Source organism: Pelagicoccus mobilis (assembly GCF_016595505.1).
Taxonomy (GTDB): Bacteria; Verrucomicrobiota; Verrucomicrobiia; order Opitutales; family Opitutaceae; genus Pelagicoccus; species Pelagicoccus mobilis.
In genome coordinates, this window is sequence record NZ_JAENIL010000007.1 from 93,658 (window position 1) to 119,023 (window position 25,366).

Here is a 25,366-nt window from a genome sequence, read left to right on the forward strand (position 1 = left end):
GCGAGTACTCTTCACGTCCCGCGGACGACTGGAAACTTGTAGGTTTTACGAACCTTCACAGTGGTCGGCCTACCTTCAGACGTGGGGCGCTCAAAGGCGGAGCGCTTGAGCGAATCCACAACAAGCGCATCAAGCTCGGGATTTGTGGAGGCCTCCACGACAGGCAACTTCACACCACCCTCAGTATCCAAATAAAACGTACACTGAGCCACGATGTAGTCTAGGGAGATATCGCTATCTGACTCCACTGATCCGTCATAGATCGGCGAAAACGCTAGCATCGTAGCCTTGAAGTCCAAGTTGCTCTCATCACAGAGAGACACCTTCCGAAATCCCTCTTCTCCCTTTCGAGCATGACTCATTTCCAGTCCAGCAAAGCTGTGCATAACGACCGGACGATCCGGCAAGAATTCCCACTTGGCGTGGCATACACTTTTAACTGCTTGACCATGGTAATGGGCAGGAACGAATTTCCACTTTTTGACCACCCTTTCGAGTTCAGCGGCAAAAGCCTCATGGCTATATTCTACCGGCAAAAACTCTGAGGCCTTACCCTTTTCATCTACATAGAAAGCGATCTCTGCATACCCCTTACTAAGCCCCTCTGAATAGGCCCTATTGGGAAAATTCGGCTCTATCTGACGCTTAACCGCAACCGGCTCGAAAGCATCATCAGGAGAAGCCGCCAATGGAGAAAGCATGGCGCTTATCAGTGTGATGCCAAAGAGTATCCGTTTCGTAATGTCATTCAAAATCTTCATATGTCGTATCCTCTTTCCGTATACTCAGCTCCTCGCCGATTGGTTACTCAAAACTTAGCAACGAGCGTACCAAGAATTAAGAATTCACTCAGGAAAGAGCAGGTGGATCTGCTGCAGAATCCTGCAGTCGCACCGAAGTGCGCGTTACTCACAAACCCGCCCGAGAGAGCAGAAAGCATAAAAACGACCGACCCCTCATATCTTCAGAGCGAGTTGATCAGAGTTAGCCTCGACCTAAACACTTCATCGGCAGAGCACTAACCTGAATTTGCCCTGTAGAGAGCAACTGGCCCGGGTCTCCGCTACGAACTAAGCCAACTCGAGAGCAGTCAATTCGTAGAGGGGCGATCTAGCTCCGAATAGGCATTTATAAAATTAGCGGGATATTTATTCGAAACGAACCCTTCGCGCATGATCAAGAGAAGAGAATTTAGCGTGAAGGTAGGCAACATTTGCACTTCAGCTTCAATTCATACACGTATTCGACGCATAAGCCGGGGCAATCACGGCTCACGGCGCTCGGGGATATCCATCCAATCGTCACCAAGATTCAAATAGTGTTTCGTCGCTTTGTGAATACCTGGGGCCGCCGACACATCCTTCACTTTAAATGTACGATGTGGGAAATCGCTCGGATCCGGCAGCTCATAGTCTTCGATCAAACTTAACAACTCACTCCGCAAAGCCTTAACCTGCTCCTTTTCAGGCAAGAGCTCATGGTCCTGCGGATTACCGGATGGCGAACACTTCCAAATCCCACCCGCGCCATCCATCATGAACTCAGGAGTCCGCACCGTGCGCTCCGCATCGAGATAGCTAAAGATATACGGTCTCCCCTCAAAACCCGCATCGCCGTCCAAGGCCGCCTTGAAGCTTCGGCCATCAAGATCATCCACCTCCTCGGAATCAATCCCAGCGACCTCCAAGATAGTGGGCAGCATATCCGCAAAGTCCACCAACGCCCGTGTGCGCCCACGTCCCTCTACCGGTCCACCGAAAACAAGCAATGGCACGCGTACCCCAATTTCTGATACACACCCCTTTCCGTATCGAAGCGTAGCATTGTCAGACGTCAGGAAGAAAACTGTATTCTCATAAAGGCCAAGCTCCTTCAGCCGCACCACAAGCTCGTCGATATGGCGCTGCACATAGCTCACCTGCGAAGCCATCCCTGGCTCAATCCTCTGGCCCGGACTCTCCGGATCCGGCGTCTCAAACCAAGGGTCGTGCGTCAGAACCGTCGGATAGTAGAGAAAGAACGGCTCGTCCTTGTTTCGCTCTACAAAACCCATCGCGAACTCATGGCAGAGGTCAGGGCCATAAGTTTCCATATCGCTAGGCAGCAGCTTCCCGTTTTGCACGACACACGCGTTCCAAAACATGGCCGGATAGCGAGGAGCCTCCTTCCCAATGTATCCCGTCTCGGGAAACACGTTAGCCGCGTCTTCCCAACTAAACCACAAACCATCCCAATACAAGTTTGGCCCATAGTGATTCAGGTACCCGCCCAAAAGAGCATACTCGTCCCAGCCCCAGCCATCATCTTCAGGCGAACCCGGCAAATGCCACTTGCCCGCGATGCCAGTTCGATACCCGGCTTCCTGCATCAACGCCGGCAACAGTTCATGCTCCTCCGAAAACGACCGATCCTCGTTTCCGAGCCTATTTCCAAATTGGCCCGTTCGGTACCCATATTTCCCCGACATCAGCAGACAACGCGTCGGCTTGCACAAGGGAGTCGCCCAGCAGGTCTCGAACAGCAGTCCCTCGTCAGCCAAGCGATCAATCAGCGGAGTCTCGTTTCCAGCCGGATGCTCCTCAGTCGCATAACTCGAAAGCTCCACCGCGCTTAAATCATCGAGCATCATAAACACCACATTCGGCCGCTGCCCAGCGGCAGCAGTTCCCGCGAACGACAAAAGCAATGGGCCCCAAGCAAGCAAACGCATGATAAAACGGGGAAGAGAAACTGCGCAATCCATCGAGCCATCAAACCCGTCCAACAAACATCAGGCAACGCTTCATCCTCAAAACGAGACAGGATTCAGAGCAAAGGTTCGCTTAAACAGTACACCCCACATCCCCATGCGAAAGGATTCCATTTTTCAATAGCGGCCAAATCTACGGCCAGACGATGAAGATCCAATATTTCAGTATTCAGTTTCTGGATTTTTCTCAAAGACAGGTACATCCAAACGCCCACCGAGGGCTTCAGCAAAACCGAAAGCGGAAATCTCCAACCGCCCCGTTCCTCAACCTTTAGCTTCAAGAAGTTGCGAAAGCGGAAATCGTGATTTAGTTTCCAACTTCACCCCTCTACGCGATTCACTCACCCCAAGGTAGGCCTGCTTATGTCAACTCACCTATACCTAAGCCTGATCCCGGAAGCCCTCATCTTCTCGCAACTACCGCCGAAGCAATTCGGCAGACACCTGTCGATCGGCAGCAAACGTCTCGCCAGCGGGCCCGCCATCTTCTTCGAGATCGACTCCCATTTCGATACCGATGTCTTCAACATGGAGGAAGCTCGCAAGAAGTGCGTACGTCACCCCGACGGGACTCCGCGACGCTCCAGCTACGCAGGCGTCTACATGGTGCTCGCGAACGTGCCCATATCAAATCTGGGTACTCTTTATCTAACTACATCCGACGGATTGACCCTCGCCATCGAACGAAGCGAAAAAGAGCCTCCCAACAACCCCGGCCTTCACCTCTACCAAGAAATCTGTCCGGTTCAGCCGCGCGTCGCCAGCCCCTTGAGCCCCAAGAAATTTGCCAAATACATAACCGATCCGGCCAACCCTGTATTCTTGCCCCGGGCCGCGTTTTGCGACCTTCGCATCAACGGCCTCGCCCAGGATCCCGAAGGAAGCTCAGCCGGAAACCTCCCCTATCGCAACCTGCTTCACCTGAGAGAGTGTCTCACGGTTCTCAAGCACAAGAGCGACAAGATGACCAAGATCGTCACCCGAGACATGGACACCTCAAGGCTCTATCCCGTCATGGAAAACGGATTCTTCGTAGGAGATCAGGACGACTTCGCCTACTACCCGCTCCCGTCCCACGAATCACGAGAAACGAAACACCGACGGTGGTTCAATTCGGCAACCAAAAGCCATCGCTACTAGCAACCACCACCGCCCATGCACTCTCTCTCAGTTTACATCGCTCCCCTTCTCGGCATAGCAGGCTTGTTCTTCGCGTTCATGATCTACCGCGTGATCACACGCCAGTCCGGCGGGGACGGGCAAGTCGCAGCCATCGCCAATCAAATCCACCACGGAGCGATGGCCTTTATGCGCCGCGAGATCCAACTCATCGCCATCTTCGCAGTTGTCGTAGGAGTCTTCCTGCTTTTTCAAGACCCTTGGGTGTCCCTCGCCTTCTTCCTAGGAGCGATCGCTAGCTCCATCGCCGGCCTCATCGGCATGTACACCGCCACCAAAGCAAACGTACGCACCACCCTCGCCGCTCACGAAAAAGGTCCAAACCAAGCCCTAACCACCGCTTTTCTCGGCGGTTCCATCATGGGTATTACCGTCGCCTCCATGGGACTGCTCGGCGTTGGTGGACTCTTCGTCTTTTTCGGTAAGACAGAAGCGGATACGCATGTGATCCACGGCTTCGCCATGGGAGCCTCCCTTGTCGCCATCTTCTTCCGTGTCGGCGGCGGCATCTTCACAAAAGCAGCCGACGTGGGCGCAGATCTAGTAGGAAAACTCGAGAGCGGAATCCCCGAGGACGACCCCCGAAACCCTGGCGTAATCGCTGACAACGTGGGCGACAACGTAGGTGACGTCGCCGGAATGGGATCCGACCTTTTCGAATCCTACTGCAACTCCATGATCGCCACCATGGCAATAGCCGCCTCCCTATCCGCAGAGGTCGGAGGAGAAAGCGTACTACAAGCGCTGATACACGACTCCGGCACCGCAAGCAGCCTCATCTTCCTCCCTCTCGCCCTCGCATCCACCGGTTTAATTTGCTCCCTTGGTGGAGTCGCGATCGTGAATCGATTCGCCTCAGCCGCCCCTGAGAAGGCCCTGCGTATCGGAACCATAAGCGCAGCCAGCGCCTTCGTGCTCGCATCTTTGCTAGTGATTCAGCTGCTCGGTATCTCGACTTCCGTTTGGTTCTGCGTTCTCACCGGAACCGGTGGAGGTGTTTTGATAGGCGCCGCTACAGAGCATTACACCGGCGGCAAACCCATGCGCGACATCGCAAAGTCTTCCGAAACTGGAGTCGCCACCGTCATGATCAGTGGGCTAGCCGTAGGCATGCAGTCGGTCGTTCTTCCTCTTTTAACCGTATCCGGAATTCTGATAGCCGCTAGCCATTTCGCCGGCTTGTACGGTGTAGCAGTCGCAGCGGTTGGAATGCTCGCCACGATCGGCATCACCATGAGTATCGACGCCTACGGCCCTGTCGCCGACAACGCCGGCGGCATCGCCGAAATGTCTGGTCTGGGCAGCAAGACGCGTGAGATTACAGACAAGCTCGACGAAGTCGGAAACACGACCGCCGCCATCGGAAAAGGCTTCGCCATCGGGGCAGCCTCCCTCGCAAGTCTCGCCATCATCGCCGCTTACGTAAAAGTGGTGAGCGCCAACAACCCTGACTTCGTCCTGCTCCTTTCCGATCCCCTCGTGCTAACGGGCATTTTCCTCGGAGGGCTCGCTCCCTTTCTAGTGAGTTCCATCACCATGAACGCGGTTGGCGAATCAGCCGCTGAAATGATCGAAGAGATTCGCCGCCAGTTCCGCGAAATCCCCGGTCTGCTAGATGGCGACGCCGATCCTGATAGTGAACGTTGCATCAAGATCGCCACCAACGCCGCGCTCAAAAGAATGTTTCTTCCCGCCGCAATCGCGGTTCTACTTCCAGTCATCGTCGGCTTCGTATTGGGACCCGTAGTTCTCGGAGGACTACTAGTCGGCGCCCTGCTCGGCTGCGTCCTGCTCGCCCTCATGATGGCCAACAGCGGAGGTGCCTGGGACAACGCTAAGAAGTACATCGAGAAAGGAAACTTCGGAGGCAAGAACTCCGACGCTCATCATGCATGCGTCGTGGGAGACACTGTCGGCGACCCGTTGAAAGACACCTCCGGCCCATCCATGAACATCTTGATCAACGTGATGGCCATCGTCTCCCTCGTGATCGCTCCCATGCTAAGCACCTGAGCCCCAGAATCCACGCGAGCATTTAACGGTATCGAAGAATCGGAACCGAGAAGCATTTACTTGCTCCGGCGAGCCTCAACGAACGAGAAGCTGAGGGTCTCCGCCATGCAGCCCACAAAGCAGTCGCGACTCGCGAAGCCGAGCCCTGATTCAATCGGGACTTCCAAAGAGAATCGCCCTCCGATAGATCTCTACAACACGCCCCCTTTCAACTTCGATCCCTGCAACCGAGTGAAAAATTACATCATCGAAAACCTCTCCGAGATACCTCCTACGAGCTGCCCCTGCGGCTCGACACGCCGCGCCTTCATTCAACCAGACAACCCGGTGGCATCCATTCACATGGTCGATATCTCCAAGGATAGCCGAACTCACTACCATAAAAAGTTGACCGAAATTTACTTAATCCTCGAGGGAGAGGGGCACATGGAACTCGATGGCGAGCTCATTCCGGTAAAGCCGATGACCAGCATTCTGATCAAACCCGGCTGCAAACATCGTGCAGTCGGCAAAATGAGAATAATCAACATCCCCATACCCGCCTTCGACCCGGAGGACGAGTGGTTCGACTGAGTTTTCGTATCTACTTTTTCTATACATCAAAACTTGCCTCGACGTTATAGCAGAAACTCCCTTTTTCGCCCTTCATTTGTGAATCGATAAGTTTCTCTAAAGCTCGATTAGCCTTCCTAAAAAGAGTTCGTCCCGAGGGGAGCGAACTCGCCCTCCAAATTGAAAAATGTGCACCCATGTGGCACATTTATAGGAAGCGCACGCACCCCTATTTCCCACGCGTCCAAGCCCGCGACACAACCTCACGACCCTCGAGGCAACATGAGCATGCACACACGACATGGCCCCATTGCTGTTGATGAAAAGGCGCGATGGGTGTGGGCATTCGACGAAGTCGAAGCCGTCTACAAGAAGCTAGACGGCGACAAGGAACGTGTACTCACCTTGCTAGGAGGCAAGGGAGCCAACCTCGCGGAAATAGCCCGCATCGGGCTGCTAATCCCTCCCGGCTTCACCGTGACGACCGAGGCTTGCATGCATTTCCTGAAAACGGACAAAAAGCTCAGCCAAGACATGTGGAATCAGATCGAGGAAGGGATCCTGCATCTTGAAGAACGTACCGAAAAGGAGCTCGGCAATCCCGAAAATCCACTTCTGGTCTCTTGCCGCTCCGGAGCGCGATACTCAATGCCCGGAATGATGGACACCGTGCTGAACATTGGCCTTAACGACGAAACAGTGGAAGGCCTCTCCAAAGCCACCGGAGATCCGCGTTTCGCATTCGACTGCTACCGGCGCCTCATCCAGATGTACGCTACCGTCGTCCGTGGGCTCGACGACGAACCGTTTGAGGCGACGCTTTCCCAACGACGTAAAAAAGGCGGCAACGAAGCTGACTTTTCAGCGGCGGACTGGCGACTCATCACCGACCAATTTAAGTCCATCTACCGTAGCGCGACCGGAGAAGACTTTCCTCATGATCCACTCATTCAAATCCGCAGCGCGGTCGAAGCCGTCTTCTCAAGCTGGAATGGAAAGCGGGCGATCGACTACCGCAACGCCACCCACATCGAGCACCATCTCGGTACCGCCTGCAACGTGGTGGCTATGGTATTCGGAAATCTAGGACAAAACTCAGCGACCGGCGTCGCCTTTACCCGCAATCCTTCCACCGGAGAAAAGAAGATCTTTGGCGAGTACCTCACCAATGCCCAAGGCGAGGATGTCGTAGCCGGGACTCGCAATGCCAAGCCCATCGAACGCCTCGCCACCGAGATGCCGGCCTGCTATCAGGATTTTCTCAAGGCATGCGCGAAGCTAGAAGAGCACTTCACGGATATGCAGGACCTAGAGTTCACAATCGAGAATGGAAAATTCTGGCTACTGCAAACGCGCAACGGAAAACGCACACCAGAAGCTTCCGTGAGAATCGCAGTCGACTTGGCAAACGCGGGAGCCATTAAGCGTCGCGAGGCAGTATTGCACGTCGAGCCACAACAGATCGACGCCCTGCTCCATCCTCGTTTCCACCACAAATCGAAGCGAAGAGCTCTAGAGGAGAAACGACTACTCGCCCGCGGGATCAACGCCTCTCCTGGAGCCGCGGTGGGAAAAATAGCTTTTGACGCAGACCTAGCTGAAGAATGGGGCAGCAAGCAAGGTCTCGACGTCATTATGGTCCGGCCCTTCACGCGTCCGGACGACGTTCATGGTATGCTCGCCTCGAGAGGCATCGTCACCTGCGAAGGCGGCGCCACCAGCCACGCGGCAGTGGTCGCTCGCCAGTTCGGAGTGCCCTGCATCGTCGGGGCGAGCCAAATAGAAATCGATCTCGAAAACCGCTGCCTCACTTCTCAAAGGACTCGTATCACCGAAGGCGAACTCGTATCCATTGACGGCACTACAGGCGAGGTGATCTCAGGATCGCTCCCCACAATCGAAACCCAGCTGGACGAACATCGCTACCTGAAACAGCTGCTGGATTGGGCAGACTCCTATCGTAGTCTCGAGATACGGGCCAATGCCGACACACCTCACGACGCAAAGATCGCCAGACGCTACGGAGCGAGCGGGATCGGTCTGTGCCGCACCGAACACATGTTCTTCGATCCCGAGCGACTGCCGCATGTGCAACGCATGATTTTGACCGAATCGAAGGCCGAGCGCGACGACGCGCTGCGCACGCTCCTCGAATTCCAACGCAAAGACTTCGAGGGCTTGTTCCAGTCCATGGACGGGCTCCCTGTTGTCTTCCGTCTCATCGACCCGCCTTTGCACGAGTTTCTACCAGATCGACAATCCTTAGCGGACGAGATCTTCGACCTGCGGGTGCTCGGAAGATCCGACGAACTCTCCTCCAAGGAAAAACTGCTCAAACAGATCGAACACCATCACGAGAGTAATCCTATGATGGGCCTGCGCGGAGTCCGCTTGAGCTTGCTCCACCCCGAGATCATTCGCATGCAGGTGCGAGCGATGCTCGAGGCAGCGGTGAATGCGAAACGCAAGGGCATCCACGCAAGGCCGGAAATCATGATTCCTCTCACCAGCCATCTGGAGGAATTCCGAGCCGCCAAGGAAATCATAGAGGGAGTCGCACGTGAATGCTGCGAGCAGTCTGGCGTGTCCGTCGACTATACGATCGGATCCATGATCGAGATCCCCCGAGCCTGCACGATCGCCGGCGGGCTGGCCCTAGAGAGCGCGTTTTTCTCGTTCGGCACCAATGACCTGACTCAGATGACCTTCGGGTTCTCTCGCGATGATGCAGAGCGTACTTTCCTGCCCCACTACCTCGACCACGGAATCCTTCCCACCAATCCCTTCCAAAGCCTCGATACAGAAGGCGTTGGCAGCTTGATCCACCTCGCGGTGGATGAGATCCGGGCCGCAACGGATGGGCTGGAGATCGGCGTTTGCGGGGAACACGGCGGCGACCCGGCCTCCATCGAATTCTTCCATCAACAAGGCTTCAACTACGTCAGTTGCTCGCCCTACAGAGTCCCCATCGCCCGACTAGCCGCCGCCCACGCCGCGCTGAAACTCCCAGAATTGTAGGGCGGGGCTTTGACCCGCCAAATCATGTCGCCTCAACGCGGCGACCTACAGCTCACTCCCCCTCCCCGAATTCCCTTTCAGCGGTTCGACTTCCGTCGAAAACGCGCCATATTTAATGCGTCATGCGCAACAATTCCGGTGGAGTTATACAGCGCGCCGACATAGGGCAGCTGTTAAGCGTCCTTACCGAAAAGGGCTACATCACGATCGGTCCCACCCTTCGCGACAATACCATCGTATACGACGAAATCGAGTCCGTGCAGGACCTCCCAATCGGATGGACCGATATCCAAGCCCCCGGCTCCTATCGGCTTATAAAACGAGACGACGAAGCGCTCTTCGCCTACAACACCGCCCCTCAATCCTGGAAGCGTTATCTGAATCCCCCACGCATACGCTTATGGAAAGCCCAACGAACCGAGGGCGGCGGATTCACAGTCGATCCCGAGGACTACGCGCCTTCCAAATACGCGTTCATCGGAGTCCGCGCCTGCGAACTCAAAGCCATCCTCATCCAAGACAAAGTATTCCTCGGTGGATACAAAGACCCATGCTATCAATCTCGCCGGGAGGGGGCATTCATCGTGGCCGTCAACTGCACGCAGGCGAACGAGACCTGCTTCTGCGCATCGATGAACTCAGGACCCAAAGCTGAGTCGGACTACGATCTCGCTCTCACGGAAATCATAGACGAACAACGCCATGAATTCGTAGTCGAGTGCGGCAGCGAACGTGGCGAGGAGATCCTCAAAGAGCTCCAACACCGCCCAGTCGAAGCAGAAGACTCGCAAAGAGTAGATGAACGTATTCAGGAAACCATTTCACAGATGGGACGCTCAATGGATACGCATAGGCTCCAATCCCTTCTAGCAAGCCAACCGAACCATCCACGTTGGGAAGAAGTCGCAGAGCGCTGCCTCAGCTGCGCCAACTGCACTATGGCCTGCCCGACCTGCTTCTGCTCCACCGTGGAAGACGTCACCGATCTCACCGGAGATCACGCGGAACGTTGGCGGCAATGGGACTCCTGCTTCACCATGGACTTCACTTACATCAGCGGCGGACACGTTCGCTCCAGCGTCATGAGCCGCTACCGCCAGTGGATGACCCACAAGCTATCGACCTGGCACGACCAGTTCGGCGTATCCGGCTGCGTAGGATGCGGCCGCTGCATCACGTGGTGTCCAGTAGGAATCGATATCACCGAAGAAGTCGCAGCCTTTCAAAACAGCCACTCTCAAAAAACAACCAACTCCGTCGAAAAATGAAAGAGCTCTCTCAACTGATAGCCGATCATCCCCTCTTCGAAGGTATCCCGCTCGAGTACACTGAAGCGCTTACATCCTGCGCCCAGGAAGGTGAATACGGAGAGGGATCCTTTCTCACCTTAAGCGGCAGCTCTGCGGAAACCTTCTTCATCATTCTCGAAGGCACAGTCTCTATCCAGGTGCAGCCCCCTCATAACTCCCCTATCACTATCCTAACTCTCGGAGAAGGAGATACCTTGGGATGGTCCTGGATATTCCCGCCCTACGCATGGCATTTCGACGCTCATGCCACCTCACCCACCAAAGTCATCGCCTTCGACGCCGAAAGCGTCCGCGAAAAGTGCGACCAGGATCACGAACTTGGATACAAGCTGATGAAACGTATCGCCCAAGTAATGCTCGACCGGCTCGTCGCCACTCGTCTGCAACTCCTCGATCTCTACGGTTAGGACCTTAGCCCAATTATTTGAGATGATCGCCCCCACACAGGCACCGATGGTCACCACACCGTGGACCATTACCAGAATCGAAAAAGAGACTGAAGACACCTTCACACTCGATCTAAAAGCGAGTGAGGTCGAAGCATCTCCCTACCGTTTCGAACCGGGGCAATTCAATATGCTCTACGTCTTTGGCGTGGGTGAGGCTCCGATCTCGATAAGTGGCGACCCCGCCAAACCCAAACGCCTCCGTCACACCACCCGTATTGTTGGAACGGTTACAAGAGCGATGGGCGCGCTACGCAAAGGCGAGTCCATCGGAATCCGCGGCCCGTACGGAAGCTCATGGCCTCTCGAGCAAGCGAAAGGTAAGGACGTCATTATCGTCTCGGGAGGAATCGGCCTCGCCCCTCTCCGCCCTGCTCTGCACAAGCTTCTCGCCCACCGGCAACAGTACCGCCGAATCATCCTCCTCTACGGAGCTCGAACCCCAGAGGACATCCTCTACAACAAACACCTTGAGAAATGGAGGGCTCGTTTCGATGTCGAAGTTTACATTACCGTGGATCGGGCTACCCGCAACTGGAGAGGAAACGTAGGCGTGGTAACTCCGCTTGTTAAACGGGCACCCTTCCACCGCGACAATGCAATCGCCATGATCTGCGGTCCGGAGATCATGATGCGTTACGCTGTTCAAGAGCTCCGCACTCGCGGTCTCCAAGCCGAAGACATTTACGTATCCATCGAACGGAACATGAAATGCGCGATCGGCCATTGCGGCCATTGCCAATACGGTCCCGCATTCACCTGCAAGGATGGACCCGTCTTCAGATACGACAAAATCGAACATCTTTTCAACCTAGTGGAAATCTGATGAAAGCCCGGCGTAAACCCAAACTCGCGGTATGGAAGTTCGCCTCATGCGACGGCTGCCAACTGACCTTGCTTGATTGCGAGGACGAACTCCTCGCTGTCGCCGATGTTGTCGAAATCGCAAACTTCCCTGAAGCGTCACGCGAAGTCGCCCGAGGCCCCTACGATCTATCCTTAGTCGAAGGCTCGATCACCACCCCACACGATGCGGAACGGATTCGAACAATCAGAAAACAATCCAAGTTTCTCGTTTCCATCGGAGCCTGCGCCACCGCTGGCGGAATCCAGGCTCTGAGAAACTTCCGCAACGTTCGGGAGTTTCTATCGATCGTTTACGCCCGCCCTGACTATATCGATACACTCCCTCACTCGACTCCGATCGCAGATCATGTCTTCGTCGACTTCGAATTGAGAGGCTGCCCAATTAGCAAGGTTCAGCTCGTTGAGCTAATCTCCGCCTTTTTAGGCAACAGGAAACCTAACATCTCCTCGCATAGCGTATGTGTGGAATGCAAGCTTCGTGGGAACACCTGCGTGATGATCGCGAACAAGGTTCCCTGCCTAGGGCCTGTGACACACGCAGGGTGTGATGCACTCTGCCCTTCATACAATCGTGGCTGCTTCGGTTGCTTCGGTCCAAAGGAAACTCCCAACACGTCCTCACTCAGCCACCAGTGGAGCAACGGCCTCTCAGCAAGCGATCGCGACATCGTTCATGCCTATCGAACCTTCAACGCTTACGCCGAAGCATTTAAAAAGGAGGCGACGACTCATGAGCCATAGTCAACGAAACCCAGGCGGTCCAAGCAAACGGAAGAAGATCACCGTCAACTACATGGCACGCGTCGAAGGCGAAGGGGGTCTGGATATCCGTTTCCGAAACGGCAAAGTCGAAGACGTTAAACTCAACATCTTTGAGCCGCCCCGCTTTTACGAAGCTTTCCTACGCGGACGCTCCTATACCGAGCCACCCGACATCACCGCTCGAATCTGCGGAATCTGCCCCATCGCGTATCAGATGAGCTCCACTCACGCGATCGAGTCGATCGTAGGCATTAAGCCCACCGACACGCTTCGCGAGCTACGTCGATTGATCTATTGTGGAGAATGGATCGAAAGCCATGTTCTCCACGTCTACATGCTTCATGCCCCAGACTTCCTCGGATATCAGGATGCCATCCGCATGTCCAAAGACCACCCCGATCTGGTGAAGAAAGGACTCCGCCTAAAAAAGATCGGTAACGAGATCGTCAATACGATCGGCGGACGCGAAATCCATCCAATCAATGTCCGCATCGGCGGCTTCTACAAGCTCCCCACCAAAAAGGAACTGATCCCACTACAAAATCATTTAGAAGAGGCTCTGGAGTTGGCCAAGGAAATGGTCACCGTTACCGCTGGACTGGAGTTCCCTGAATTCGAACAGGACTACGAGTACGTGTGCCTGCGCCATCCGTACGAATATCCGCTCAACCAGGGGCGGATCGTTTCGAACAAGGGGATCGATATCGACGTATCCGAATTCCTTGACCACTTCCAAGAAGAGCAAGTCAAACACTCGACTTCTCTCCACGCTCGCATCAAAGAACGCGGAGCTTACCACGTCGGCCCATTGGCCAGGTACAGCCTAAACTTCGATCGCCTCAGCCCGCTGGCTCAAGAAGCGGCTCAACAAGCAGGCCTCGGAGAAACCTGCTACAATCCCTTCAAAAGCATCATCATTCGCAGTGTAGAAACGCTTTGGGCCGTAGAGGAAGCGCTTCGCATTATCGACAACTACAGCAAACCGGAAAAGGACTACATCGAGCACAGCCCGAGGGCTGGCACCGGGCACGGTTGTACGGAAGCCCCGCGGGGTATTCTCTACCATCGCTACAAGACCGATGAAGAAGGCTTGATCACCGATGCGATTATCACACCTCCGACATCGCAAAATCAAAAGATGATCGAGGACGACCTCTGGCACTTCGCCGAAAAGTACACCGAACTCCCCGACGAAGACCTGAAGTGGAAATGCGAGCAAGCCGTGCGCAACTATGATCCCTGCATTTCCTGCTCTTGCCACTTCCTGAAAGTCACAGTCGATCGAGATGGAAAGGTTTCCAAGGTTTAACGATGGTCGCTGCTGAACAGACTCTCGTTATCGGTATCGGAAATCCTGAACGCCAGGACGACAGCATCGGCATTGTCATCGCTCGAAAGCTCAAGGAGTGGTCGCCCGACAAAATCACCGCAATCGAAGCTTCAGGGGAAGCAACGGAATTGATCGAACGTTTCGGTCAGGCATCCAAGATCATCGTCGTCGATGCCGTATGCTCTGGCCAAGAAGTCGGTTGTATCCACTGTATCGATGCGATTGAAAAACCAATCCCCACAGACTGGTTCAGCCAATACTCGACCCACGACTTCGGCCTCGCCGAAGCAGTCGAGCTCGCCCGAAACCTAGGCCAACTTCCCCAAAGCCTTCTTATCATCGGAATCGAAGGCATGTGCTTCGAAATGGGCACAAACCTAAGCCCCGAAGTCGAAGACGCCATCAGGCCAGCTATCGAGCTCATCCTCTCCAATTCATAGGAGGGCAACGCTCCGTCGTTGCCGCACAACCCAATACCCACCAAAAAAAATGCACGAACTCTCACTCTTCGCCGATATGATGAACAAGGTTCACCAGATCGTGGTGGAAAACAACGCAGAGCGAGCCACCCACATTTCCGTGGAGCTCGGAGCGCTGTCCCACATTTCCCCAGGCCACTTCCGTGAACACTTCGACGAAGCCAAAGTTGGCACAGTCGCAGAACACGCGGAATTAGACGTTTTCCAAAACGACGACCCCAACGATCCCAACGCCCAAGAAATGATCCTCCAAACCATCGAATTGGAATAAACAGGAGGGCAATACTCCGTAATTGCCGAACAACCAAACAACTTGTGCCAATCGCTCCCACAGAAACGACCCGTCGCCAACGAAAGCGGCTCACAATCCAAGGCACGGTCCAGGGCGTCGGATTTCGCCCCCACATCTACCGACTCGCCACCGAACTCCAACTCTCGGGCTGGGTATCCAATTGCTCAGAAGGCGTTCACATCGAAGTGGAGGGTCCTCAGAAAAAGATCCAATCCTTCACTCGCCGCCTTCTAAACGAACGCCCAGCCCACTCCCAAATCAACTCAGTCCAGTCCACTCCCCAACCCCTTTCCTCCTCCTCCCCCTTCGAAATCCGATCCAGTTCCCACTCCGGCGAGAAGTCAGCCCTCATACTACCCGACATCGCCACCTGCCCCGAATGCCTCGCCGAGATCCTAGATCCCCAAAACCGTCGCTACCTGTATCCATTTACCAACTGCACGCATTGCGGCCCCAGATTCAGCATCATCAACGAACTCCCCTACGATCGCCCCAACACCACGATGCGGGAGTTCGAGTTGTGCGAAGACTGCCGACGCGAATACGAAAATCCACTCGACCGCCGCTTCCACGCTCAACCCACCGCCTGCCCCAACTGCGGTCCAATGTTGAGTTTCGTTTCCTCCTCCCTTTCTCATACAGAACAAAATCAAGAACCTCTCACGCTCGCCGTTAAAACCCTCCAAGCCGGCAAGATCCTTGCTCTAAAAGGCTTGGGAGGATTCCAACTCCTCGTCGACGCCAGAGACGCCCAAGCGGTTGCTCGATTGCGAAAACGCAAGCACCGCAGCGAAAAGCCCTTCGCCACCCTATTCCCAAGTCTCAACTCAGCACGAGCACACTGTGAGATATCCGATGAAGAAGCTAAACTCCTCACTTCCTCTCAAGCCCCCATTGTATTGCTCAGGAAAGTGCAGGATACCTTAGAAGGTGTCGCCCCGGGGAATCCCGAACTGGGTGTGATGCTACCGTACACACCGCTGCATCATCTCATCATGACGTCGCTCGATTTCCCCGTAGTCGCAACAAGTGGAAATCTATCCGAAGAGCCGATCTGCATCACAAACGAAGAAGCCCTTCATCGCCTTAAAGACATTGCCGACGCATTTCTCTTACACGACCGGCCAATCGCACGCCCCGTTGACGATTCGGTAGCACGAGTCATCCACGGACTCCCGCAAGTTCTTCGTCGCGCTCGTGGCTACGCTCCCCTTCCCATTGAACTCAGAAGGCCTTGCAACCCCCTCCTAGCAGTGGGCGGCCATCTTAAGAATACAGTAGCAATCGCGAAACACAATCAGGTCTTCCTCAGCCAACACATTGGCAATCTCGAAACCGAGGAATCGTACCGAGTATTCAAAAATGCAACACAAGACCTGCCGAGACTCTACGAGCTAAGTCCTGCTGCATTCATCTGCGACAAACATCCCGACTATCACAGCACTCAGTTTGCGGAGCAGTCGGGAATCCCAGTAGAATCCGTTCAACACCATCTCGCCCATGTCTATTCCTGCATGGCGGAAAACAAACTCGAACCAGACGTATGCGGACTCTCCTGGGATGGTACCGGATACGGAACCGACGGCACGATCTGGGGTGGAGAGTGTTTCGCGATATCCAAGGAAGCCGCGAGGCGGATCGCGACTCTACGCCCCTTCCCACTTCTGGGCGGAGATCTGGCCGCCAAAGCCCCACGTCGAGCCGCACTAGGCCTGCTCTTTTCGGCCGGGAAAAATCATGAATGGAAGCATCTCAACTACGCCCCATCCGAATTAAGGATTCTCCACCAGGCTATTGAGAAGCAACTCAACACCGCACTCACCTCCAGCTTGGGACGTCTCTTCGACGCCATCAGCGCCCTTCTCGGCTTCCAACAAGTATCCACCTACGAAGGACAAGCAGCCATGAAGCTGGAGTGGCTCGCAAGGAACTCTGAAACAAGCGACAGCTATCAGTTCAGGCTGAACGATCCAGAAAACGACAAGCTTCCCGCTATCATCGACTGGGCACCCGCTATACACGAAGTTCTAGCGGACATAAATAACCGTGAGTCGAAAGAAGCAATTGCCCGAAAGTTCCACAACGCACTCGCGAACCTAGCCGCTCACCTCGCAAATCGGCTTGGAACCAAGCAAGTCGTTCTCACTGGTGGGTGCTTCCAAAACCGACTGCTAAGCGAGCTCACGGTTCGCAAACTCGAAGAATCCGGTTTTACTCCTTACTGGCACCAGAAGGTACCGCCCAACGACGGCGGCATCGCCCTCGGCCAAATCGCCGCCACCCAATACTCTAAATTAACAACCTAAACTGTAAGTCGCCGCGCCGAGGCGACAATACCGGCGGGTCACCGCCCCGCCCTACAATCTAGCGCACAGAACCCAACACCAATCCATGTGTCTCGCCATTCCAGGAAAGATCGTCTCGATCACCGAAGAAGATGCCATCAACCGACAAGGCATCGTCGACTTCGAGGGTATCCGAAATAGCGTGAACCTCTCCTTTCTTCCTGAGGCAACAAATGGCGACTACGTTCTCGTGCACGTGGGCTTCGCCATCAGTCAAATCAACGAAGAACACGCGAACAGCGTATTCGAGACCTTACGCGAAATGGATGAGCTTGAAGACCTAAAGGAGGAGAGTCCGTGAAGTTCATCGACGAATACAGAGACGCCGAAGCCGTAAAGCGGTACGCCCGAGCGATTCGGAAAATCGTCACTCGTCCTTGGACGCTAATGGAAATCTGCGGCGGCCAGACCCATGCGATCGTACGCTTCGGTCTCGACGCTTTGCTTCCCAATGAGGTCACTCTGGCCCATGGGCCGGGCTGCCCGGTTTGCGTTACCCCGATCGAACTCATCGACAAAGCCATCGCTCTTGCTCAACGCGAAAAGCTAATCCTCTGCTCCTTCGGCGACATGCTTCGAGTCCCGGGCTCAAGCTTGGATCTGCTTTCAGCCAAGGCCCAAGGCGGTGATGTCCGCGTTGTTTATTCCCCACTCGACGCGCTCAAAATTGCCAAAGAAAACCCAGATTCCGAAGTCGTCTTTTTCGCCGTCGGATTCGAGACAACCGCACCTGCGAACGCCATGGCGGTGTACCAAGCAAAAAACTACAAGATCGACAACTTTTCGATTCTTACATCACACGCTCTCGTCCCGCCCGCCATGCAAACGCTCCTCTCTGCTGAAGGCAACAGGGTGCAAGGTTTCCTCGCTGCCGGCCATGTCTGCGCAATCATGGGGGAAGAAGAATACCACCCAATCGCCGAGAAATACAAAGTCCCGATAGTCATCACAGGTTTCGAGCCCCTCGACATCCTAGAGGGAGTCTATCTTTGCGTTAAACAACTCGAACAAGGGAGGCATGTAGTCGAAAATCAATACATTCGATCCGTTCCCAAACAAGGAAATCCACATGCTCAAAAGGTGGTGCGAGAAGTGTTTGAAGTCGTCACTCGCAAATGGCGTGGCATCGGTCCGATCTCTCAGAGCGGACTAGGGCTAAAAGAGGAATATCAGGCATTCGACGCTGACAAAAGATACTCCCTGCAAAGCATCGAAGCTGAGGAAAGTCCGGACTGCCTCTCCGGCGACATTCTCAGGGGAGCGATAAAACCTCACCAATGCCCTGCCTTCGGAAAGAGCTGCACCCCAGAACACCCGCTCGGAGCGCCCATGGTTTCCACCGAAGGAGCCTGCTCCGCCTACTACATCCACCGCCGCCACACAGCCCCCACACCTAGTATCTGTAACCCGTAACCTTCCTCCATGCTCTCCTGCCCATTTCCAATCTCAGACTACCCCTACATCACCATGGCCCATGGTGGTGGAGGCAGCTTGAGCAAAAAGCTGATCGACGAACTCATTTCTCCCGTATTCAGCAACCCCTTACTCGACCAGAGGAATGACGGAGCGAGCTTTATTACCCCTGGCGACTCGCTCGCCTTTTCCACTGACTCCCACGTGGTCTCTCCCATTTTCTTCCCAGGGGGAGACATCGGCCATCTCGCAATCTGCGGCACGGTAAACGATATCGCCATGTGCGGAGCACAGCCAAGCTACCTGAGCGTCGGCTTCATCTTGGAGGAGGGATTCCCAACCAATGATCTCTGGAAGGTCCTGCAATCCATGAAACGCACTGCCGACGATGCGAAAGTGCAAATCGTAACGGGTGACACCAAGGTTGTCGAAAAAGGAAAAGGAGACGGGATCTACATAAACACCTCCGGAGTCGGTGTCATCAAATGCGATCCCCCACCTGCTCCTACTCGCGTGCAAGCGGGTGACGTTGTCATACTCTCGGGCGACATCGGCCGCCACGGAATCGCCATCATGGCAGCAAGAGAAGGACTCGAGCTCGAAACGACTTTGAAGAGCGACTGCGCTCTCCTCAACGAGGCTGTGATGTCATTGATCGACGCGGGGATCGAACTCCATTGCCTTAGGGATCTCACTCGAGGTGGGCTAGCAAGCGGTGTCATCGAAATTATGGATACTGCTTCCCTATCCATGGAAATAGACGAATCGACCGTCCCCATCAGCAAATCCGTGCGTAGCGTTTGCGAAATACTCGGGCTCGATCCTTTCTACACCGCCAACGAGGGACGATTCATCGCAATCGTACCCGCGACCAAACAGGACAAGGCACTGGCGGCACTTAGAAGCCACCCGCTGGGAAATGACGCTCGCATAATTGGCAAAGTCAGTTCCGGCGACCCTGGACTCGTCACCGTTAAAACCTCGATTGGCACTCACCGCATCCTAACAATGCTAAGCGGCGAGCAACTCCCGCGGATTTGCTAAGCGACTGTCAGGGAGGGGATAGCCAAGAAGAGTTAGCTATCCGTATTGGCCGTGGCTAGAACTCTACCAGAGCTCTTGGAGATCAACTTTATCGTGATGCTTTCCACAAGTTCGGGCTTAATCATTTCCAAATAGGTATCGTGCCCGAATCCTTGATACGCCGAAATTTTCCTGTGGCGCAAGACATCACCATCTACTGCTTCAAGCGTTAAATCGAGGAAGCAATCCTCGTTCGCCTTGTAGGAATAGGCGATAGACAAGCGATCTATTTCCGCCTCAGTGGAAAACTCCACGGTCTCTTCGAATACCTTAAATTCAGGAGTCATCTTCGCCTCTTCACCAATCGGCACGAGCTCATAGCTCCGAACCCAATCGTAGAGAGCGGTGTTGATCTCTGCGTTCTCTAGTTCTTCCGCGGTTGGGGGTGGTTGCCAATCATAGGTTTCAACCACCATGTTGATCTGCATCGGACGATCAAAGGGGCGATCCGACACATCTGTACGAAACGCTACCGTCTCCGTGTGTTTATCATTCGCATAAAAGGCGGCCTCGTTCTCGTTCTTCCACCAGGCTCCATAGACATGGTAGTCCGCGTAGACTGGGCTATCGAGTTCCACACTCAAACCTTCCGAGATAAACTCCTCCTTTTTTGCTCCACACTTCACATAGCGGAAGTGCGTGTTTGAATTCATGCTCGACTCGAATTTAGGGAAGGCTGCGTTTCCGCCCACAGCTTCCTGGATATCCAGCTCCTGGCTGTAAGTGTCCGTCTTGCAATCCCCTTTCTCCGTAAAAGGTTCCTTCTGATTGGACAACCAAAAGGTCGTCGACATTCCGATACGCGACGCCTTGGCCCGGCATTCGTAGTACCCGAAATGCGCGCCCCGAGTCTTGGACGAGACCGCGCCACCATACATGGTGAACTCGCCCTTTCTTCCCTTCGGCTTATCCAATGTTCCACTACGAATCCGAAGCAAGCCGCCTTCGACTGACACCGCGTCTGGATTGAACCAGGCTGGAGCTCGCCCTTTCCAACCGCCATTGTAGTGGTCCATCCATTTACTTGAATCGAGCTTGTCTCCATCAAAATTGTCGGAGAACTGCTCGTTGATCACCCATCGATATCCTTCGGGTGGTTGCGGTGGAATCGCCATGAGCGTACCTGCACAAAGAGCGGCAGCAAGAGTGTAGATCGGGAGTCTCTTCATTGGTTTCCCCATACTCCCAAACTATTCCATTCAGAACAAGCGAAGCATCTCTTAATCAGTTTATGTGAAAGGGTGACATTTTTTGGTTTAAAATAATCCCCCTTTTCCTATCTGACTCATCGCTTGGGCTGGATCGGCGTCTGCACCCGCACCACGATATCGTCCTCGGTGTAGCGCTCGCGATCTGGACCGTTCGAGCGAATCTCAATATCGGTTACAGAGTTCGCGTGAAAAAACAGCGGACTCCCCCACCTGTCCAGCAATTCGCCTGACGTATTCAAATAATCATTATCTGGTGAAACATACTGAACGCCAAGCGAGTTAGCCCCACTCAGGTTTCGCAACAGATCCTGATTCGATCCGAGCACGAGCTGATCGGGATCCTTAGTCATCCGCCAAAACAATTCAATAACGCCTTGCACCAATCGGAGATCGTCTTTGCCGCTTCTCCCTTCCCCACCATAATGCCGCAGCAATCGTGGGTTTTTCTCGTCTTCAACGTGATCACCTGCTTCGAGGAATGAGAAAACCTCTGGCTTAAAGTTCTTGTTCTCAATCCCCTGCTCCTCGACCGCATCCTCCGGCGACACATCCTCGTAAGTCGGCAAGGGAGACTCCTTCTCACGCGGCTCTTCCGCCTGAGGAAGGAGAAAAAGATAGGCAGCAAAGACCACCCCTAGCCCAGCAAGAACTCCTAGAACCGCACGCGGATTCATCACTGCCAGAATCCTAGCGGAGCCGAGCTCGAACCGAGATCGTAGAAACGTTCGATGTTGGGCAAGGCAATCGACAAGTCCGACTTCTCCACTCCCAACCAAAGGGCGATTTCAGCGAAGTACTGATCGACTGAAGTTGTCGGAATCAATCGACCACGTCCCGTATCCAGATCGTTCCCCAAACCAATGTTCTCCGGGTACTCGCCATAGAAGCGGCCGCCATTGATGCCCCCACCCAGCACGAAGTGGTTTCCGCCCCAGCCATGGTCAGTTCCGTCACCATTGCTGGTGAGCGTTCTACCAAAATCAGACGCAGTGAATAGGACAACCTGATCTTCCATCCCCATCTCCTTGATGGCTGCCCAAAACGCTCCTACAGCTTGCCCCACTTCCTCCATGAGGTAGGAATGACCGCTAATCATGTCGTCATGGTGATCGAATCCACCTCGGCGAGCCAGAAAGGTCTGACGTTGTTGGCCTAGGTTTCCGTTAGCCGCTATGCTCCGGGCAATCATTCGTAGATCGTCCGCCAATTCCGTATCCGGAAATTCCGTACTGAATGGAATCTCCTCCCCTACAGCAGCATTAAACGCAATTCCAAGGTCGATCGCCTCTCGGTTCAGGTTCGAATAAGTCTTTTGAAGCAGATTTTGGTACTCTTGTTCCAAGACACTGTCTACCGCTCCTTTGAAGTACGCATGATCCTCTGCTCCATAAAACTGAAGATCGATGGCTCCTTCATTAGTAATAGTATACGGAATGACCGAGTTTCCGCTTTGCAGGATATTGGTACCCGAAAGCGATATGTTCATCGATGTTTTTGGAGCCTCGTTTATCGATTGCAGCACATCCGCCATACGTCCGATCCACCCCTTCGAATCTCGTTTATCCGGCGTCGAAGTCTGCCAGTGCATCTGTTGATCCGCGTGCGAAAACAGCCCCAGAGGGAGACGCGCGCTGCGGTTCTCAAACGCGGCGAGTGTAGTTGGTTCAATCAGAGTCCCGGTGTTACAAACGAAAGCCAGCTCGCCACTTTGGTAAAGCGATTGCAGATCTCCCAGCATCGGATGCAAGCCGAAGGAACGGCCACTCGCAGAGTCTGTGATGGGAAGTGGCTGATCCGGAGCCAAGCCCATGCTCGTTCGAGCTGCCCGGTATCGCTGAAACTCATCAGCCTCCTGAGGCACGACCATATTGAAGGAGTCGTTTCCGCCTTCGAGGAACAAGCAAACCAGTGCTTTGTGCCCGCTACTCCCCGTCATACTTTGAGCAGACACTCGGTTGCTCATCAGCAGACTGATCAGAGTCGAATAGAAGGCAGTCGAGCCTACCGCGGCACAACTCATTTGCCCTACAAACTTCCGTCTTGAAATTCCTCTATCCGATCTCCTGCTCATCGTATTTCTATTCCCACTACCGGGTTACCGCAAAGTCGGCTGACAACATGACGATCCGCACCAACATGCCGACAGTCAAGCGGTCATCAAACCAACCCGCCCTGTCTTGGTAGGCGGCGTTCAATATTTCGCGTGTCCGATCCGTCATAGTCCCGTGGCAAAGGATGAGATCCAAGCGATCAATCACAGCGTCGACACCTTCGTTCTGCAAAAGAGCAACCTCGTCCGTGAACTGGAACGTCATGCTCGGCTCCCATTGGTCGTCTTCGTCATCGTCACGCCATTCGAATCCCCACATCATCGCTCCACCAAAAATGTTTTGCGTCGCCATTGCCGTGGATGAATTCAGAACCTGAAATTCCGGACCGACCAGTCCTGCCTCAGCCATTTCTCCCTGAGGGACGTAGTCAGGTAAAAAGAAATTGAATACGGAATTCGAGCTCATCGCCCGCTGCCCCATTTCGCGGTGGTGATTCCAATCTGAAATCTGCGGATCACCCCCTTCGACATGTTCTGCCCCGAGACTCGTGATCAAACGCATCCAGCGCAAGTAAGGCTCTCGCAAACGGCCCGCATGGTCGTCCGAGTAAGCGACGAGGCTGCGAGCTTCCACATCGAGAAGGATCGCCCGCACAAGCGCCTTCATGTCCCCTTTTACCCCTTGGCCATTGTCATCAAAAATCTGTCCCACTCGCTTAACGTATGCAGGACTTGGGTTCGACTTAACAAGACGTTGAATCAAGCGGTAGGCGACAAACGGTCCAACGTTCGGATGCTCGTAGAGATTATCGATCGCATCTTCGAAATCATCCATTGGCGTACGGCCGGGGTCGTCCTCAAAACTTGGAAGAACGGTTCCATTAAGCAGAGTCTTCTCTTCGGTATCATGCTCGTGCGCCCAAACCTTCATCGGATGACGCCAATTCCATTCCCCCCACTGGAAGTGCCAGTTCGTATCGACATCGTTGTTGGGACCTCCATATGAGAAGCCAGTAAAGACTCGAGCGAAATTCGTTATGTCCTCGTTATCGTAGGTCGGGATATCCACCCCGCTGGCATCCTGCTTACGCGTGCCGTCCGGATTCAGTTCAAAGAGACCAATACTGAAGAGCTGCATAATCTCACGTGCGTAGTTCTCATCAGGATACACGTTTTCCGCAGGATTCGCTTTTCGATTCTGCAAGTGGCTGAGATATACACCCATGGTAGGACTCAAGGAAACATCTCGCAAGAGATCCCGCCAATTCCCGAAGGAGTGATCCAACAGCATATCGTAAAAGGCGGACATACCATCAGTAGCCGCGCCACCATCGAGTGAAGCGTCGGACACTACATAGATTTCGCTCAACGCGAGAGCGATACGCTGACGCAGCAAATCGCTCGCCTCGAACATCTGCTCCCACCAAGCATAACGGCGATGCACATTGAAGGGGCTATCATCCGGGTCCGGCGTATCCTCGAAATACTGATGCCAACCATCCATCCCAGGCATGATATATCCAATCGGTTCACCGAACTGCTCGTCGATCCAAGCATCATAGCCCATAGCAGCGACGCGCTCGATTTCTGTAAGAGGCGACTTCAGGGAAGCTTGAGACAGGAAGCGCGAGGCTTCTGCTAAGGTTGGCTCTGTTCCCTGAACTTGTTTACCTGCAATATCTATCGTGCCGCCGCCAAAAAAGTCGTTCATCAAGCGAGCCATGTCGCCGCCGACGAAACTTGAGTTCGTATGCTGGCTCAGCGGATCGTAGCCCAGCAGCTTTTCCTCGAAGTCCGACAATCCGTCCCCGTCGTGGTCGCCCCCCACCCTGAAGCGAAGAAAACGAATCCCCTCGGATCCGGCTGAGCTAACCAAACGGTCATCGCCACCTTCACTGATCAGCGAGGTCGAACCTTGGCGCCAATCGACGAGATTCGAACTCTCCTCCAAACGGTAGCTTTGCCCATCAACACCACTGAACTCGAACGCAACTCCCTCCGGCACGATTCCGAAACGGTAGGCAATGAAAACCGACTCCGCATCAAACGGGTCCGTTCCATGCTCGCACTCCTGTAGATTACTCATCCCGTCGCCATCCTCGTCCGCTTCTGGAGCGATTGCTTGGGCATCAAAAGCGATCTCCCAAATATCACTCATCTGATCGCCATCGAGGTCCACCATCGGCACATCGGCCAAGGACCAAGCCGTCCAGACGGCCGGACACAAAAAGGCAATTCTTCGGTGGAGCTGCAGCATCGAATTTTGG

At 54.3% G+C, this 25,366-nt stretch carries 21 protein-coding genes; 15 read left to right on the forward strand and 6 right to left on the reverse strand.

Annotation, left to right across the window (positions count from 1 at the left end; translation table 11 throughout):
* Positions 1-11: 11 nt before the first annotated feature.
* The gene (locus JIN87_RS05080; protein ID WP_200354446.1) at positions 12-761 is read right to left on the reverse strand and encodes an energy transducer TonB; all 750 of its coding nucleotides are present in this window, start codon (positions 759-761) and stop codon (positions 12-14) included.
* 503 nt (positions 762-1,264) lie between these two features.
* The gene (locus JIN87_RS05085; protein ID WP_200354447.1) at positions 1,265-2,710 is read right to left on the reverse strand and encodes a sulfatase-like hydrolase/transferase; all 1,446 of its coding nucleotides are present in this window, start codon (positions 2,708-2,710) and stop codon (positions 1,265-1,267) included.
* Between the two features lie 402 nt (positions 2,711-3,112).
* On the opposite strand from JIN87_RS05085, the gene JIN87_RS05090 reads away from it, so the two are divergent.
* The 15 genes from JIN87_RS05090 to hypE all read left to right on the forward strand — a co-directional run bounded on the left by JIN87_RS05090 (position 3,113) and on the right by hypE (position 19,799).
* Positions 3,113-3,889 carry a hypothetical protein gene (locus tag JIN87_RS05090; RefSeq protein WP_200354448.1) on the forward strand — a complete coding sequence of 259 codons (777 nt, stop codon included), beginning with the start codon at positions 3,113-3,115 and terminating at the stop codon, positions 3,887-3,889.
* A 15-nt stretch (positions 3,890-3,904) separates the two neighbouring features.
* Positions 3,905-5,941: a sodium-translocating pyrophosphatase gene (locus JIN87_RS05095; RefSeq protein WP_200354449.1), complete on the forward strand. Its 2,037-nt coding sequence runs from the start codon at positions 3,905-3,907 to the stop codon at positions 5,939-5,941.
* 105 nt (positions 5,942-6,046) lie between these two features.
* A complete protein-coding gene (locus JIN87_RS05100; RefSeq protein ID WP_200354450.1) occupies positions 6,047-6,514 on the forward strand; it encodes a cupin domain-containing protein in 468 nt (155 codons plus the stop codon).
* A 261-nt stretch (positions 6,515-6,775) separates the two neighbouring features.
* Positions 6,776-9,511, forward strand: coding sequence for a pyruvate, phosphate dikinase (ppdK, locus tag JIN87_RS05105; protein ID WP_234033240.1), 2,736 nt, complete (start codon positions 6,776-6,778; stop codon positions 9,509-9,511).
* A 122-nt stretch (positions 9,512-9,633) separates the two neighbouring features.
* Positions 9,634-10,779 (forward strand): 4Fe-4S dicluster domain-containing protein, encoded by a 1,146-nt coding sequence (locus tag JIN87_RS05110; protein ID WP_200354451.1) that lies wholly within the window; start codon positions 9,634-9,636, stop codon positions 10,777-10,779.
* Complete coding sequence (locus JIN87_RS05115) at positions 10,776-11,228, forward strand: Crp/Fnr family transcriptional regulator (protein ID WP_200354452.1); 453 nt, start codon at positions 10,776-10,778, stop codon at positions 11,226-11,228. Before JIN87_RS05110 ends, JIN87_RS05115 begins: the two co-directional genes overlap by 4 nt.
* Before the next feature lie 22 nt (positions 11,229-11,250).
* Complete coding sequence (locus JIN87_RS05120) at positions 11,251-12,093, forward strand: FAD/NAD(P)-binding protein (protein WP_200354453.1); 843 nt, start codon at positions 11,251-11,253, stop codon at positions 12,091-12,093.
* Complete coding sequence (locus JIN87_RS05125) at positions 12,093-12,875, forward strand: NADH-quinone oxidoreductase subunit B family protein (protein ID WP_200354454.1); 783 nt, start codon at positions 12,093-12,095, stop codon at positions 12,873-12,875. The genes JIN87_RS05120 and JIN87_RS05125 overlap by 1 nt, the downstream gene beginning before the upstream one ends.
* A complete protein-coding gene (locus tag JIN87_RS05130) occupies positions 12,865-14,205 on the forward strand; it encodes a Ni/Fe hydrogenase subunit alpha (protein ID WP_200354455.1) in 1,341 nt (446 codons plus the stop codon). Before JIN87_RS05125 ends, JIN87_RS05130 begins: the two co-directional genes overlap by 11 nt.
* A gap of 2 nt (positions 14,206-14,207) precedes the next feature.
* On the forward strand, positions 14,208-14,666 hold the full coding sequence (locus JIN87_RS05135; protein ID WP_200354456.1) for a hydrogenase maturation protease: 459 nt from the start codon (positions 14,208-14,210) through the stop codon (positions 14,664-14,666).
* 49 nt (positions 14,667-14,715) lie between these two features.
* Positions 14,716-14,976 (forward strand): hydrogenase maturation nickel metallochaperone HypA, encoded by a 261-nt coding sequence (locus JIN87_RS05140; RefSeq protein ID WP_200354457.1) that lies wholly within the window; start codon positions 14,716-14,718, stop codon positions 14,974-14,976.
* Positions 14,977-15,020: 44 nt separating this feature from the next.
* Complete coding sequence (hypF, locus tag JIN87_RS05145; protein ID WP_200354458.1) at positions 15,021-17,303, forward strand: carbamoyltransferase HypF; 2,283 nt, start codon at positions 15,021-15,023, stop codon at positions 17,301-17,303.
* Positions 17,304-17,388: 85 nt separating this feature from the next.
* Positions 17,389-17,643, forward strand: coding sequence for a HypC/HybG/HupF family hydrogenase formation chaperone (locus tag JIN87_RS05150; RefSeq protein ID WP_200354459.1), 255 nt, complete (start codon positions 17,389-17,391; stop codon positions 17,641-17,643).
* The gene (gene hypD / locus JIN87_RS05155) at positions 17,640-18,755 is read left to right on the forward strand and encodes a hydrogenase formation protein HypD (RefSeq protein ID WP_200354460.1); all 1,116 of its coding nucleotides are present in this window, start codon (positions 17,640-17,642) and stop codon (positions 18,753-18,755) included. Before JIN87_RS05150 ends, hypD begins: the two co-directional genes overlap by 4 nt.
* Before the next feature lie 9 nt (positions 18,756-18,764).
* A complete protein-coding gene (gene hypE / locus JIN87_RS05160; RefSeq protein WP_200354461.1) occupies positions 18,765-19,799 on the forward strand; it encodes a hydrogenase expression/formation protein HypE in 1,035 nt (344 codons plus the stop codon).
* A gap of 32 nt (positions 19,800-19,831) precedes the next feature.
* On the opposite strand, the gene JIN87_RS05165 is transcribed toward hypE, so the two are convergent.
* From JIN87_RS05165 to JIN87_RS05180, 4 genes are all read right to left on the reverse strand, one after another.
* Positions 19,832-21,007, reverse strand: coding sequence for a LamG domain-containing protein (locus JIN87_RS05165; RefSeq protein ID WP_200354462.1), 1,176 nt, complete (start codon positions 21,005-21,007; stop codon positions 19,832-19,834).
* Positions 21,008-21,123: 116 nt separating this feature from the next.
* Positions 21,124-21,726 carry a hypothetical protein gene (locus JIN87_RS05170; protein WP_200354463.1) on the reverse strand — a complete coding sequence of 201 codons (603 nt, stop codon included), beginning with the start codon at positions 21,724-21,726 and terminating at the stop codon, positions 21,124-21,126.
* Entirely contained in the window at positions 21,723-23,069 is a 1,347-nt protein-coding gene (locus JIN87_RS05175) for a DUF1501 domain-containing protein (protein WP_200354464.1), read from the reverse strand. The genes JIN87_RS05170 and JIN87_RS05175 overlap by 4 nt, the downstream gene beginning before the upstream one ends.
* A gap of 67 nt (positions 23,070-23,136) precedes the next feature.
* On the reverse strand, positions 23,137-25,356 hold the full coding sequence (locus tag JIN87_RS05180; RefSeq protein ID WP_200354465.1) for a DUF1800 family protein: 2,220 nt from the start codon (positions 25,354-25,356) through the stop codon (positions 23,137-23,139).
* Between the last annotated feature and the right edge of the window lie 10 nt (positions 25,357-25,366).

Bases quoted from the DNA above. Each gene is read 5' to 3' on its own strand.
- JIN87_RS05080 (WP_200354446.1), bottom strand. From the start codon at position 761: ATGAAGATTTTGAATGACATTACGAAACGGATACTCTTTGGCATCACA.
- JIN87_RS05085 (WP_200354447.1), bottom strand. From the start codon at position 2,710: ATGCGTTTGCTTGCTTGGGGCCCATTGCTTTTGTCGTTCGCGGGAACT.
- JIN87_RS05090 (WP_200354448.1), top strand. From the start codon at position 3,113: ATGTCAACTCACCTATACCTAAGCCTGATCCCGGAAGCCCTCATCTTC.
- JIN87_RS05095 (WP_200354449.1), top strand. From the start codon at position 3,905: ATGCACTCTCTCTCAGTTTACATCGCTCCCCTTCTCGGCATAGCAGGC.
- JIN87_RS05100 (WP_200354450.1), top strand. From the start codon at position 6,047: ATGCAGCCCACAAAGCAGTCGCGACTCGCGAAGCCGAGCCCTGATTCA.
- ppdK (WP_234033240.1), top strand. From the start codon at position 6,776: ATGAGCATGCACACACGACATGGCCCCATTGCTGTTGATGAAAAGGCG.
- JIN87_RS05110 (WP_200354451.1), top strand. From the start codon at position 9,634: ATGCGCAACAATTCCGGTGGAGTTATACAGCGCGCCGACATAGGGCAG.
- JIN87_RS05115 (WP_200354452.1), top strand. From the start codon at position 10,776: ATGAAAGAGCTCTCTCAACTGATAGCCGATCATCCCCTCTTCGAAGGT.
- JIN87_RS05120 (WP_200354453.1), top strand. From the start codon at position 11,251: ATGATCGCCCCCACACAGGCACCGATGGTCACCACACCGTGGACCATT.
- JIN87_RS05125 (WP_200354454.1), top strand. From the start codon at position 12,093: ATGAAAGCCCGGCGTAAACCCAAACTCGCGGTATGGAAGTTCGCCTCA.
- JIN87_RS05130 (WP_200354455.1), top strand. From the start codon at position 12,865: ATGAGCCATAGTCAACGAAACCCAGGCGGTCCAAGCAAACGGAAGAAG.
- JIN87_RS05135 (WP_200354456.1), top strand. From the start codon at position 14,208: ATGGTCGCTGCTGAACAGACTCTCGTTATCGGTATCGGAAATCCTGAA.
- JIN87_RS05140 (WP_200354457.1), top strand. From the start codon at position 14,716: ATGCACGAACTCTCACTCTTCGCCGATATGATGAACAAGGTTCACCAG.
- JIN87_RS05150 (WP_200354459.1), top strand. From the start codon at position 17,389: ATGTGTCTCGCCATTCCAGGAAAGATCGTCTCGATCACCGAAGAAGAT.
- hypE (WP_200354461.1), top strand. From the start codon at position 18,765: ATGCTCTCCTGCCCATTTCCAATCTCAGACTACCCCTACATCACCATG.
- JIN87_RS05165 (WP_200354462.1), bottom strand. From the start codon at position 21,007: ATGAAGAGACTCCCGATCTACACTCTTGCTGCCGCTCTTTGTGCAGGT.
- JIN87_RS05175 (WP_200354464.1), bottom strand. From the start codon at position 23,069: ATGAGTTGTGCCGCGGTAGGCTCGACTGCCTTCTATTCGACTCTGATC.
- JIN87_RS05180 (WP_200354465.1), bottom strand. From the start codon at position 25,356: ATGCTGCAGCTCCACCGAAGAATTGCCTTTTTGTGTCCGGCCGTCTGG.